This window comes from Pantoea sp. X-Soil-OKNW-713 (assembly GCF_059730685.1).
The window spans coordinates 2,587,701-2,600,132 of sequence record NZ_AP035995.1 but is presented as its reverse complement, the minus strand read 5'-3'; the positions used below and the strand labels follow the sequence as shown (position 1 = coordinate 2,600,132).

The following is a 12,432-nucleotide window of genomic DNA, read 5'->3' as shown; positions in this document are numbered from 1 at the left end:
TTAATTAATGTTACGCCAGGCACCAATGGCAGGATCTGCGAGATCCGCATGCAGGGTGTCAATCAGTAACACAGTCACTTTTTGCTGTGGCATAAACTGCGGCGACCAGACGCCACGTAAAGTTTCAACGCGTTTTTTAACCACATCGGCATCCTGTCCCGTGGTCTTGTCCATTTTGACCAACAGCGTTCCGTTGAAACGCCAGAGGTGCTGTTTGGCATCGAAGGGCAGCACCAGCCAGCTGTCGGCAGCATCCGGGCGCGTCACGATCATGCGTTGGTTATTGACGGCGATCACCTGCAACGGTGGGCCGCTGACATTGAGATTGGCGATCGGATAACCCTGGTAAAAATTGACCGCCAACTGCTGCGGCTGACCGTTGATCACCTGGGTCAGCTCGCTGCTGCCTTCCAGCCAACCTTCAGACGAGCAATGCTGCTGCGTCATTTCAGGGATAAACAGCGATGCGCCTTTATCATCCCACCAGGTGCGGAAATGACAGCCACCCGGCAAGGCAAATTGTTGCAGTGGGCTGCTGTCTGCCGGGCGTGATAAATCGAGAGGAGCAGCATTGTTGGCGCTGGCATTGGCGGTGGCATCATTCAGCACAATAGGCCGCCAGTTCTGTAATTTGGTGGCGCTGCCGTTAGCCAGCACGTTGCCATCTTTGTCGGTCATCTGCCAGGGAATCACATCCAGTGTGCCGCACTGATTCGCCAGCAGCGTGCCGACACGCGGCAAAAAGCTGGTGAGCACGCTGGAGTCGGTACCTTTGCCGGAGACAATACGCAGCGGCAGTGTCTCTTTACACCAGTCGTTTGGGGCGTTACTTGCCACGTCATCGATATACACTTCCAGCGCGAGGCTCGGGGAGTACACCACCCGATAATCTTCAGCCTGTGCATTCAGGGCCAGCAGCAGCGTCGCTAAGCCCGACAACCACAATTTCATATGAATCCTTGGAATCAATAACGTGACGGCAGAAAACGTGCCGCATCGGCCTGGGAATAAAGCAGCGTTGCTTCCTGTGGCTCACCAATCCAGATCGCCAGAGCGCTCAGATTGTCGCTTTTTACGCTGCGGTTAACGGCTTGTTCCATCAATGCCAGCCACTCTTCGCAGGCATTAACCATGCGCAGGGCCTGTTCCATTTCGTCAGTCGTCAGGTTGAGCCAGAATCCGTCGGTACAGACCAGAAAGGCATCGCCATCTTCCAGCGCAATTACCTCGCTAAAAGTGGCCGGACGCGCCGGTTCAACGCCGAGCGCATTATAGAGTAAATTACTGTTAATGCCGGTATTTTCATAGCCAGCCTCACGCAATTGTTGGGCCAGGCTATGATCGCGTGTTACCTGAAAAAGAGAACCGTGGCGAAAGTGATAAACCCGGCTATCACCGGCGTGCGCCCACCATGCCCGTTGTTTTTCCCGATCAATAAATAGCGCGGCCAGCGTGGTGCTCATGCGGGAAAAATTCGGATTCTTTCCCTGCTCCTCCAGCAGCACGCGCTGGCAAAGTTTGATTGCCTCCGCCGTCACCGCAGGTGTGAAGGCCGCATCTTGTTGTACTGCGTCGAGCAGGGTATCACGTACCAGTTGTGCCGCCCGATCTCCGCCCGGCAGGCCCGCCACGCCATCACACACCACAAAACAGGCCTTGCGATCGTCCAGTTGCGCACCGGTACGATCCTGATTTTCATCGCGCATACCTTGCTGGCAGCGGCTGGCAAACATCATCTTCATGAGTCTTCCGTCCGCGTCTGTGAATCTTTGTATTGGTTGACTTCCATATCGTAGGCGTGCAGAAAGGCTTCACCGAACAGGGTGTGGAAGTCATCCTCAATCTCGCCAGCAGTGCGTTGATAATGACGGGAAAAATGGTCCCATAGCGCGGCCTTACGTGTATTCGCAAACGGCATTTTTGGCATGACGCCATCTTGCCGTGCCTGATCTTCCAGCCGCTGGGGATTAAATGATTGCAGCATCGCCGCGATGATGGCGCGAATACCGGCAATCATCCCTAATTGATGGGCCTGTAAATCCACCAGGGCATCACGCACGGCAGTTTCCGGCGGCATAAAGCCCGGCATCTGGCTTTGGTACATCTGCATCAGCACCGTTTTGCCAGAAGGAAGAATTTTGAACGGGTTATTGGCCTCGTTGAGGATCATCGTCATATCGGCTTTGACACCGCGTTTCAGAATCGATCGCGAGGAGAGAAGCGCGACTGTGCCCTGCGAAAACAGACTCAGCATCCGTCCGGTGATGCGCATCTGTTCTTCGTTCATGGGCGTTTGATGGCCGTTGTTCAGGCCCATTCCTTCCAGCAACGCGATAATCAGCTTATCCTGGTCCGTACCGGGCAGCACCGTGGGCAGGGCTGGTGAACTCTCCTGTGGGTCGATCGCCAGGCGTGCATCATTATGACGTTCAGGGCGCGGCGCTGCGGGTTCAGGGATGACATGCTGGATGCTTTCCAACATGCCAAGCGGGTCACTTTCTGCCGGGGAAAAAAACGCCAGTGGATCGTCTTTTTGCGCCGTGGTGCGTGCCGGGTCGCGTACCTCCAGCCCGTATTCTCCAATCGTTAACGCATCACCATGTTGCAATGACGCCTGCGCACCGCGTGGCAATGGCACGCCATTCAGCACCACTGAGGTGACGCTGCCCTGGTTGGTCAAACGGCATTCGCCTTCGGGCGACAGATGTACCAGTGCCTGTAGGCGAGAAATGGCCCGCGATTCATCCGGCAGCACCAGATCATTATCCTGACTACGGCCGATGGTGCCGCCTGGCGGCTTAAAGGCCACCGTTTTTGCCGGCACATCCGTATTGCACTGCACAATGGTAAATTCCATGAGTCTTCCCGTTTACAGAGGGCAAACGTCGCGGTCTATTCGAACATGGGCGGATAGAGACCGTTACGTCCCGGCTGCGCACCTGACGCCGGGTTAAACAATAATGCAAAAAGCTGCGCGGTGAGCGGGCCACTGTGTTTATGTGTGGCGTGTGCAAAACCGTCACTGCGGTTACTCCACCAGTAGCTGATATGCTCGTGGGGATCAAAATGGTCGGCCACCTCACGCCAGCTTAACGAGCTGGGCAGGTCAGCGAAACCAATCACGTCCATGATGTCGGTACGACGTTTTTCCGGGACCAGCAACGGTGACATCTGTTGTATAGCCAGCTCCAGCATGTCTGCGGTCTGGGCATCCCGCACTGCACGCAACAACGTCATCCCCAATTCCTGAAACCAGTCGCCAGAGAGCGCCAGTTGCGCAGGATGCCACTGGCTCACGGGAAAACTGCGCAACGCCAGCAACGGCCAGGCGCGCCCGACACGGTCACAGGAGGGCAGCAGGCAACCCATTTGTACCTGGGGGCGCAGCGGTGAAATCGGTAAAACAAAATTCCACACCGGTGCCGCCAGAAAGTGCTGGGTCGTGGCATTCTCCTGCTGATGCCAATGCAGTAAACCTTGCTGAAACCAATGGCTCCAGGATGTCACGCTATTCTCACTGAGTCGCTGGCGCAGGAAATCACCGGTTGTCGGCAACTTCCCGTACCAGCCAGGGGCGGTATGTGTCGCCATCATTACCTCACCATTACTCACTGTGTCCGGTCAATCGCTGTGCAGCGTTTAACGGTGCGAGCGTCAGCGTATTGCCGTTCTGACCGGCATTTTTCAGATTTTCCGCAAGCTTACGCATCATCAGTGCGTTGTCGCGGGCATAAGGCGAAGACTGAATCTGCTGATCCAGCAATTGACTGAGGTGCCAGTCCAGCTGCTGTAAATCGCGTGCACTGACGTTATCCGGCAGGGTGCGTTGCAGATTTTGCATCAGCCAGCCACGCAAAAACTCGCCATCATAATTGCGTGGCTGATACAACATCTGATAGGCCCGGAGCGCATTACGGCTGTATTCATTATCAGTACCGGGATCGTCGCGCAGCAGATTGGTGATCTGCTGGGCCACGCGCGGCAGTAATAAAGACTTAAGGGCGTTTTGATAAAGCACCCAGGCTGCATCGCTTACCTGATTACCGCGATACAAGCCGACACGCATGGTAAGCGGAGGATTATCGAGGGAAAAGCGATCCGAAAGCGGCAACTTCACCAGATTATTTAAGAAGGGTAGCAGATCAAAAATATTATCCGCAGGCTGATGAATAACTTGCTGGCTCTGCTGGGTGATCGGTGCGATACGTGCGGCGACCTGATCAAGATAGCGCTGATTCTGGAGATAGCTGGCGAGCCACAGGCAGGAAAGCAGCAGCAAAGCGCCGGTCAGCACGCCATAGCCAATCCAGTGGAACAAGCGATTGCGGTACTCCCAGTGACGGTTGCTGCCTGCCAGACCGCTCTCACGAAACACTAAATCGCTCAACAGGTTGCGGATAAAAAAGCTTTGCCCACGCGTGCCAGGGATGGGGCTGCTGCGATTGACGCTATCCCAGGCGGCGATGGTGTGCTGGCCTGCTTGCGGCAACTGAAGTTTGCGGTTTAGCTCGCCCATGATGCGATCAAAAGGCAAGCCTTCCTGGGTGCCGCTGGTGAAAAACAGGCCGCGTGCCGACCAGGCCACGGCGTCCTGATGGCCGGAAAATACCACATCAAGGTACTCGTTCAGCAAGGGTCGCAATGAGCTGAATTCCTGTGGAAACAGGAAGCTATCGGCGCGCTGGGTCAGGTCACGATCCTGCGCCATCACACCTGCCAGCTGCTGATGCAGGCGCTGTTCGAGCAGATGATATTGTTGGCTGAAGCTGCGGTGCCAGTCATCCTTGTGTGGTTTACCCGGTTCCCAGGGAAAGGTAAAACCCCAGATAGCATCGCGTTGCTGTTTATTCAGGCCACCATAGAAACTCATAAAACCTTTCAACAGATCGGTTTTCGTCACCATCACGTAGACCGGAAAGTGGATGCCGGTTTGCTGGTGCAATTCCACCATCCGCTGGCGTAACGCGGTGGCCTGCGCGTGGCGTGCTTCGGCGGAGTCGGTCAGCAGATCGGCCACGCTGATGGTCATGATCACGCCATTGATGGGTTGCCGGGTACGGTAACGCTTCAACAACTGGATGAAGTTATGCCATTCGCTGGCATCGCGTGCCCGTTGGCTTTCCTGCAACGCATATCGGCCAGCGGTATCAATCAGCACTGCACTGTCAGTAAACCACCAGTCACAATGACGTGTACCACCAACCCCGCGCACAGCGGCATTGCCGAGGCTGTCGGTAAGGGGAAATTCCAGTCCGGCATTGAGCAACGCGGTGGTTTTTCCGGCACCAGGCGCGCCAATAATGACGTACCACGGTAGCTGATAGAGATAGTGACTCTGGAAGCGCGCCAACCAGCCTTGCCGCTGACGGCGGCCAAATTGGGTGCGTTTCAACCGTTGGGCTGCTTCGCTAAAGCGTTGAGTCAGCAGCGTCTCCGTCATCTGGCGATCGGAAAGCTCCTCACTGCTGACTTGCTGCAAGCGGGTCAACAGTTTGCTGTTAAACCAGGCGCGCCAGATGGCAGGGATAAACTGGAACAGCACCCAACAGAAGTAGAGCAATCCCACTACCAGTTGCCGTGGCAATAAGGGTTCGAGTGGTCGGGTATCGCCCCAGCTCCACAGTGGGCCGAGAATCCACAACACGCAGCTCAGTGCAGTGATGCCAATAAAACTCCACAGCAGACGGTGCGTTAATAAATGCTGAAGTGATGCGCGCATCATTGGCCTCCCTGATGATTGCTAAGGGTTTCCGGTGCCGCAAACAGGGTGATTTCTACCCGGCGATTGCGGGCGCGATTTTCATTGCTGTCGTTTGGCAACAGGGGATTACTGTCGCCACGGCCCTCCGCCTTCACGCTATGTCCCTCAGCGAGTTGCGGATTGAGCAACTGGGCGACGGCGCGGGCGCGGGCAAAGGAGAATTCATAACTGGAAGCAAAACGGCCATCCACCGGGCTGTTATCGGTATAAACCGACACCAGCACCGTGCCCTTCACGGTTTTCATCGCACTGGCAACATGCGCCAGTAGCGCACGTCCCACCTGATTGACCACGGTGCCATCAGGGATAAACAACTTGTCAGCCGGGATGATAACTTTGCTGCCGAAGGCCCCATCGCTCACTTCAAGTTGCCCCGCCGCGATGACATCATTGAGACGCTGATGCAAATCAAGCAAGGCCTGCGGTGACGTTGGGCGACGCCCTGGGGTGATTTGCGGTAAAGGGGTTTCGTAGATGGCACGTAACAGCGGTTCCGCCGCATTGCCGAGACGCCAGTTTAGACCACTATAAATCAGACACGCCACCAGCGCTGCCAGGGTGATGCAGGCCCACAGCGGCACCATCGGGCGAGATAAGCTGCTCACCAGCGGATGCACCTCAACCAGTCGGGCGCTGGCCGCGCCAGTATCGGGTCGGGTTTCTGCAATCAGATGCGCCAAACGTTTCCGAATGATTTCGCACTGCGCCTGGCCATTTTCGCTACCGCGATAGCGTCCTTCATAGCCTAACAACAGGCAGTAGTGGATCACTTCCAGCAACCACAAATGTTGCTGCGGATTTTGTGAAATGCGCGATAACAGCTGGAACACCTTCTCGCCGCCCCAGCTTTCGTTGTGGAATGTCACCAGCATACCGTTACCTGACCAGACGCCGCGCGTACCCCACGGGGTCTGTGCTGCCGCTTCATCCAGCAAGCTGCACAGGCAATAGCGTGCGCCAATGATCATCTCGAAAGGTAAACCGGACATTTTACAGCGCTGTTCAAACTGACGAATTTCATCGATCAACAACTGACGTAAACCGGCGGGGTCATCGTGTGTAGCGGCCTGCCGTATCTGAACGACGGCATTGAGGATCGGGGCTGCGGCAGTCAATAACAGGTTATCATTGCCCGCGACGGTAACGTCTCGTGCCAGGGCTTCCTGAGTCATTAAATCTCGTTCTTCCAGGCAATAGTGGAACCCTCTGCCCGCAGAGAGTAAGGCTTCTGCGGGCAATATGCGCCGGATTTCATGATCAGTCTAAGATCCAGGTCGCGGTATCGTTGGTGCGGCACGCTTTGCTGGCGCCCCCCACGTCTACACAGACCTGTTTGCTGCGGCGGGGACGGGGGCGGTCACTACGCAGGGTGGCATCATAACGGCTGCTCTCTACGCCCGCTTTCGGCGGCACGTAGCCAATCAGCGTGCCCTGGGGTTCATCAGCAATCGCCAGCCAGCTATGCTCAACACGACCCAGAACTTCAAAGGTTTTACCCGTCTCCAGGTAGCGTACCACTTTGCCGCTGTAATCTGGCGTGGTCATGATTGAAGCGCCATAGAGCGCCCGGAAGCTCTGATTGACCGGCGTGAATTCGCCAGGTGCTGCCACCGCATGACGATGAACCAGTTTAACCCCATTCACTTCACTGGTTACCAGGGTGTCATCTGTGACTGGCGGCGGTGGTGCTTTGCAACTTGCCAAAGTCAGCACCGCCAGCAGCGTTAGCACAAGACTCTTATTCACCATGATCCTCAAATTTCATCAGATTAACTGCATAATGCATTGCCCTTTACGGCGAAAATCAGGCGCAGGCGGCCAGATTATGCAGTGAGAATGCCTTCAAAAAAACAGTCAGATTACAGAAAGATAGTGCTCCCGTCAGTCTACCTAAGACTTTTGAGAATTCAAACTATTGCACCGTGGGAAATCCCGTGCTACCGGGTAAAACGGCGTTGTTTACCGGTGATAAAAAAAGCGTACCTTCAGGGATAGTTAAGCCAATTTAACTTATTTGTTGCCATTCAGCGTCTAAGGCTGCGTAGCCGCTTTTGACTCAAGTTAGTACCAAAGAAAATTGGTAAATAAGATTAATCTATTTTCTATCATAAAAAAAGATTGCGGCAGTAAACAATTTTCTTACTTTCAGAATATCCGTGCCTGATTCAGCCAGTTGCAAATCCAGTTCCGGCATGGCTTTTGCTAAGACTTTTACTCAAAAGGGGAATGCCAGGAGAATGCGATGACTCAGGCTGTAGATTACCTGCATGCCAGCCGCGCCAGTGAAATTGCCAGCCTGCAACGGCTGCTGCGTACCGGTGAATTGATCACTGCTATCAGTGAGTTAATTCATCGGTTACAGCGCGAGAGGGGCGTCAGCAATATCTGGTTATGCTCAACCGGACGCGTGTTTGGTGATGAGCTGGAAGCGCGTGCGCAAGATGTGCAATCAGGACAGTGTCACATGCTCTCGGTTCTACCGGCGGCAGATGCGCAACCCGGCTACAGCCGTTTCTGCCTGTTAATTGCCGCCGCATTGCAGGCGCTGGAAGGGCTGCCGGCGCTGCGGGCGCAGGTGCGCAGCCTGCAATTGTCCCATGCGCAGGCGATGGACGCCTTCAACCACATCATTCGCACCTTATTGAATCTGGTGTTTGAAGCGGCAGATACCGCCAGCGAACCGGATATCTCACGGGCGCTGATCGCGTTGTTCAGCTTTATGCAGGGCAAAGAGCTGGCTGGTCAGGAACGGGCAACCGGCTCAGCGGGCTTTGCTGCCGGGCAATTTACCCCGGAGCAGCGGCAGCGCGTTCAGGCGCTGATTGAAGCCCAGGAGCAAAGTTTTGCCACCTTCAGTCAGTTTGCCGATGCACAGAATCTGCAACGCTGGCGTCGGATGAGTGATGCGGGCAGTGAAGTCGAACGTCTGCGCCGTATCGCCTGTACCGGTGCGCACTGCGGTGATAACGGCGTATTGCAGTGGTTCTCTTTGCTCACGGCGCGTCTGGACAGTATGAAGCAGGTCGAAGATGGTCTGAGCGCGGCTTTAATGAGCTGCTGCCGCCGGGCAATGGCCGAAACGCAGCAACACGATGCTAATGCCACCCTGCTGGCGGATGAAGCAGGTTTTACCTTGTATGTCGCCGGGGCCAACTGGCTGGCAGGGCAGGATGTCACGCTGGACAGCAATGGTCTGGCGCCACAACTGGGACGCTCGGTCCTGTCGCTCATCCGTGAACAGGCACAGCGTTTGCAGGCGCAGGCCGATGAGCTGGCCAGTATGCGTGCGTCACTCGATGAACGAAAAGTCATTGATCAGGCCAAAGGCTGGCTGATGCAGCAGCATGGTTACAGCGAGCAGGATGCCTGGCAGACACTACGCAAAAGCGCCATGAACCAGAACAAACGCATCCTCGAGATCGCCCAGGCGATTCTCGCTGTCGCCGCCACATTGAAGGTCTAACCCATTGGAGTTATCTGCACAAAGAATGTGCGTATTTTGCGTCAACGCGGTGCGTGTCAAGGGGTGGCGCGGAAGCTGATGCTGATAAATAGCTGAAAATTCTCCCTCCGCCATCCTGGCACACCCTTTGCAACATCTTTATGACATTGCGCATTTGTTGTGCCAACGGCGGCAGAACGAGTGCTTTGGATAAAGGCGTCCGGCCCCATGCGATTGCATGTGGGAGGACGCCTTTTTTTATTCCTTTTTTTCAGGGTGATGCGGATGAGCAGAACGCGGTTTTCGATTTCCCGTCGGCAGTTTTTGCTGGGCAGTGCGGCGGTAGGGGGGAGTTATCTGCTGCCGGGGCTACGCAATGCCGTCTGGGCGGCAGGTAGCGATGCGCCGGAGAAAAGCACGGTGCGAGTTGGTTTTATCCCACTGACCGACTGCGCGCCGGTGGTGATGGCAGCGGTGAAAGGCTTCGACAAAAAATACGGTATCAGTCTGCAACCCAGCAAAGAGGCGAGCTGGGCGGCGGTGCGCGATAAGCTGACGGCTGGTGAACTGGATGCTGCCCATGCGTTGTACGGCATGATCTATGGACTGCAATTGGGCGTTGCCGGTCCACAACATGACATGGCAAACCTGATGACGTTGAATAACAACGGCCAGGCCATCACCCTGTCGAATCAGCTCAAAGAACAGAAGGTGACGGATGCAGCCAGTCTGAAAACCTTTATCGCAGGCAGCGCCAAAGGCACTTACACCTTTGCTCATACCTTTCCCACCAGCACACACGCCATGTGGCTTTACTACTGGCTGGCGAATGCCGGTATCGATCCCTTTGAGGATGTGCGTACCGTCGTGGTGCCGCCACCGCAGATGGTGATGAACATGAAAATCGGCAATATGAGCGGTTTTTGTGTTGGTGAACCGTGGAACCAACGTGCCATCAGCGACAACATCGGCTTCACTGCCACCACCTCCCAGCAAATCTGGCCGGATCACCCGGAAAAAATCCTCGCCACCCGCGCGCAATGGGTGACGGAGAATCCCAACACCGCCCGCGCCCTGACTGCTGCGGTGCTGGAAGCCGCACGCTGGATTGATGCGTCGGATGACAACCGGCGCGAAACAGCGCAAACCCTGGCCGGACGGGCATGGATCAACACCAAACCTGAAACACTCGAAGGACGCATGCTCGGCCAGTACCAAAACGGCCTCGGTCAGCAATGGCAGGATGCCCATGCGATGCGTTTCTTCCACGACGGTGAAGTCAGCTTCCCGTACTACTCCGACGGCATGTGGTTTCTGACACAGATGAAGCGCTGGGGACTAGTGAAAACTGACCCGGATTACCTTGGCGTGGCGCAAAAAATCAACCGACTCGACATCTATCAACAGGCGGCAGCGGCGGTGGGGAACGTGACCGTGCCCGCCAACGCCATGCGCCGCAGCACCCTGATGGACGGCAAAGTGTGGGACGGTAGCAACCCCGCCGCTTATGCCGCCAGTTTCGCCATTCACCGTTAAGAGGAATTACCATGAAATCTGAAGCGCGTTCCCTGACACCACCGGTCAGCGCTGCCGCCCCCACGGCGCAGGTGATCCCCCTCAAGGCCCAAAGTCGGTCCGGCGCACGTCAGCCCTGGCTGCGGCCGCTGCTGCAACGGTTGATCCCGGCGAGTTGCGGCATCCTGTTGCTGCTGTTGGTATGGCAAATTGCGGCCATGTCGAGCAAGGGTTTCCCCACGCCGTGGGCCACCTGGCAGGCGGCATTAACCTTGTTTGCTGATCCCTTCTACAACAATGGCCCCAACGATCAGGGTATTGGCTGGAACGTGCTGGCCTCACTGCAACGCGTGGCGGTGGGCTTTGGGCTGGCGGCGCTGGTGGGGATTCCGGCAGGGTTCCTGCTGGGTCGTTTCACCTTTGTCTCACGCATGTTCAACCCGATTATCGCGCTGCTACGTCCGGTCAGCCCCCTCGCCTGGCTACCGATTGGCTTGCTGTTGTTCCAGCGCGCTGAACCGGCCTCAAGCTGGACCATTTTTATCTGCTCGATCTGGCCGATGGTGATCAATACCGCCGAAGGGGTGCAGCGCATTCCACAGGACTACCTCAACGTGGCGCGGGTGCTGCAACTCTCGGAGTGGACGGTGATGCGCCGCATCCTGTTTCCGGCAGTGCTGCCTGCGGTACTGACCGGCGTTCGTCTCTCAATCGGCATCGCCTGGCTGGTGATTGTCGCTGCCGAGATGCTGACCGGTGGTCTGGGGATCGGCTTCTGGATCTGGAATGAGTGGAACAACCTCAATGTGGAAAACATCCTGATTGCCATTGTCATCATCGGTGTGGTCGGGCTGCTGCTCGAACAGGCGTTGATGTTACTGGCCCGTCGTTTTAGCTGGGAAAAATAAGGAGCCATGACGATGAATCCAATTATTCGTGTGCAGCAGGTGAGTCAGCGCTTTGCCACCGCGCAGGGGGATTTCCTCGCGCTTGATAATGTCAGTTTCGATATCCATCCGGGGGAAACCCTCAGCCTGATCGGCCATTCCGGCTGTGGCAAATCCACCTTACTGAACCTGATAGCCGGTCTGACGCGCCCGAGCAGCGGCGTGCTGTTGTGCGACAACCGTGAAGTGACCGGCCCTGGCCCGGAACGTGCGGTGGTGTTTCAGAACCATTCGCTGCTGCCGTGGCTGACAGCGTATCAGAACGTCGAACTGGCGGTGCAGCAGGTGTTTAAAGGCAAGATGAACCGGAGCGAGATGGCGGAGTGGATCGAGCACAATCTTGGCCGGGTACAGATGAGCCATGCGCTGCACAAGCGGCCTGGAGAAATATCCGGTGGCATGAAACAGCGGGTGGGCATTGCCCGGGCGCTGGCAATGAAACCGCGCGTGTTGCTGCTGGATGAACCCTTTGGCGCGCTGGATGCCCTGACGCGCGCCCATCTTCAGGACAGCGTGATGCGTATCCAGCAGGAACTGAACACCACCATCGTGCTGATTACCCACGATGTCGATGAAGCGGTGTTGCTCTCCGATCGCGTGTTGATGATGACCAACGGTCCGGCGGCGCGCATCGGTGAGATTCTGCCGATTGACCTGCCGCGTCCACGTTCCCGCGTAGCGCTGGCGGAGGAGCCGCGTTACCACCATCTGCGCCAGCAGGTACTGCATTTCCTGTATGAAAAGCAGACGGCAGTGGCGTAAGGAGC

At 56.3% G+C, this 12,432-nt stretch carries 11 protein-coding genes; 4 read left to right on the top strand and 7 right to left on the bottom strand.

What is annotated here, in order from left to right:
• The 7 genes from AC6I8R_RS12290 to AC6I8R_RS12260 form a co-directional block, all read right to left on the bottom strand.
• Positions 1-951: a hypothetical protein gene (locus AC6I8R_RS12290; RefSeq protein WP_021182926.1), complete on the bottom strand. Its 951-nt coding sequence runs from the start codon at positions 949-951 to the stop codon at positions 1-3.
• A 14-nt stretch (positions 952-965) separates the two neighbouring features.
• Positions 966-1,742 carry a PP2C family protein-serine/threonine phosphatase gene (locus tag AC6I8R_RS12285; protein WP_021182927.1) on the bottom strand — a complete coding sequence of 259 codons (777 nt, stop codon included), beginning with the start codon at positions 1,740-1,742 and terminating at the stop codon, positions 966-968.
• Positions 1,739-2,857 (bottom strand): type VI secretion system-associated FHA domain protein TagH, encoded by a 1,119-nt coding sequence (gene tagH / locus AC6I8R_RS12280; RefSeq protein WP_021182928.1) that lies wholly within the window; start codon positions 2,855-2,857, stop codon positions 1,739-1,741. Before tagH ends, AC6I8R_RS12285 begins: the two co-directional genes overlap by 4 nt.
• A gap of 35 nt (positions 2,858-2,892) precedes the next feature.
• Positions 2,893-3,591, bottom strand: coding sequence for a type VI secretion system-associated protein TagF (tagF, locus tag AC6I8R_RS12275; RefSeq protein WP_021182929.1), 699 nt, complete (start codon positions 3,589-3,591; stop codon positions 2,893-2,895).
• Positions 3,592-3,604: 13 nt separating this feature from the next.
• Entirely contained in the window at positions 3,605-5,719 is a 2,115-nt protein-coding gene (tssM, locus tag AC6I8R_RS12270; RefSeq protein ID WP_036625092.1) for a type VI secretion system membrane subunit TssM, read from the bottom strand.
• Positions 5,719-6,933 carry a type IVB secretion system protein IcmH/DotU gene (icmH, locus tag AC6I8R_RS12265; RefSeq protein ID WP_497832390.1) on the bottom strand — a complete coding sequence of 405 codons (1,215 nt, stop codon included), beginning with the start codon at positions 6,931-6,933 and terminating at the stop codon, positions 5,719-5,721. The genes tssM and icmH overlap by 1 nt, the downstream gene beginning before the upstream one ends.
• Before the next feature lie 85 nt (positions 6,934-7,018).
• Positions 7,019-7,510 (bottom strand): SH3 domain-containing protein, encoded by a 492-nt coding sequence (locus AC6I8R_RS12260; RefSeq protein WP_200864649.1) that lies wholly within the window; start codon positions 7,508-7,510, stop codon positions 7,019-7,021.
• Positions 7,511-8,003: 493 nt separating this feature from the next.
• Here AC6I8R_RS12260 and AC6I8R_RS12255 point away from each other — a divergent pair, with 493 nt between their 5' ends.
• The 4 genes from AC6I8R_RS12255 (at position 8,004) to AC6I8R_RS12240 (ending at position 12,427) form a co-directional block, all read left to right on the top strand.
• Entirely contained in the window at positions 8,004-9,224 is a 1,221-nt protein-coding gene (locus tag AC6I8R_RS12255) for a nitrate- and nitrite sensing domain-containing protein (RefSeq protein ID WP_497832389.1), read from the top strand.
• A gap of 264 nt (positions 9,225-9,488) precedes the next feature.
• A complete protein-coding gene (locus AC6I8R_RS12250; protein WP_497832388.1) occupies positions 9,489-10,739 on the top strand; it encodes a CmpA/NrtA family ABC transporter substrate-binding protein in 1,251 nt (416 codons plus the stop codon).
• 11 nt (positions 10,740-10,750) lie between these two features.
• Positions 10,751-11,626, top strand: coding sequence for a nitrate ABC transporter permease (ntrB, locus tag AC6I8R_RS12245; protein WP_415174501.1), 876 nt, complete (start codon positions 10,751-10,753; stop codon positions 11,624-11,626).
• Between the two features lie 12 nt (positions 11,627-11,638).
• Positions 11,639-12,427, top strand: coding sequence for an ABC transporter ATP-binding protein (locus AC6I8R_RS12240; RefSeq protein ID WP_415174502.1), 789 nt, complete (start codon positions 11,639-11,641; stop codon positions 12,425-12,427).
• The last annotated feature ends 5 nt before the right edge of the window (positions 12,428-12,432 follow it).

Excerpts from the sequence above, each read along its gene's own strand:
- AC6I8R_RS12290 (WP_021182926.1), bottom strand. The coding sequence starts at position 951 with ATGAAATTGTGGTTGTCGGGCTTAGCGACGCTGCTGCTGGCCCTGAAT.
- AC6I8R_RS12285 (WP_021182927.1), bottom strand. The coding sequence starts at position 1,742 with ATGAAGATGATGTTTGCCAGCCGCTGCCAGCAAGGTATGCGCGATGAA.
- tagH (WP_021182928.1), bottom strand. The coding sequence starts at position 2,857 with ATGGAATTTACCATTGTGCAGTGCAATACGGATGTGCCGGCAAAAACG.
- tagF (WP_021182929.1), bottom strand. The coding sequence starts at position 3,591 with ATGGCGACACATACCGCCCCTGGCTGGTACGGGAAGTTGCCGACAACC.
- tssM (WP_036625092.1), bottom strand. The coding sequence starts at position 5,719 with ATGCGCGCATCACTTCAGCATTTATTAACGCACCGTCTGCTGTGGAGT.
- icmH (WP_497832390.1), bottom strand. The coding sequence starts at position 6,933 with ATGACTCAGGAAGCCCTGGCACGAGACGTTACCGTCGCGGGCAATGAT.
- AC6I8R_RS12260 (WP_200864649.1), bottom strand. The coding sequence starts at position 7,510 with ATGGTGAATAAGAGTCTTGTGCTAACGCTGCTGGCGGTGCTGACTTTG.
- AC6I8R_RS12255 (WP_497832389.1), top strand. The coding sequence starts at position 8,004 with ATGACTCAGGCTGTAGATTACCTGCATGCCAGCCGCGCCAGTGAAATT.
- AC6I8R_RS12250 (WP_497832388.1), top strand. The coding sequence starts at position 9,489 with ATGAGCAGAACGCGGTTTTCGATTTCCCGTCGGCAGTTTTTGCTGGGC.
- ntrB (WP_415174501.1), top strand. The coding sequence starts at position 10,751 with ATGAAATCTGAAGCGCGTTCCCTGACACCACCGGTCAGCGCTGCCGCC.
- AC6I8R_RS12240 (WP_415174502.1), top strand. The coding sequence starts at position 11,639 with ATGAATCCAATTATTCGTGTGCAGCAGGTGAGTCAGCGCTTTGCCACC.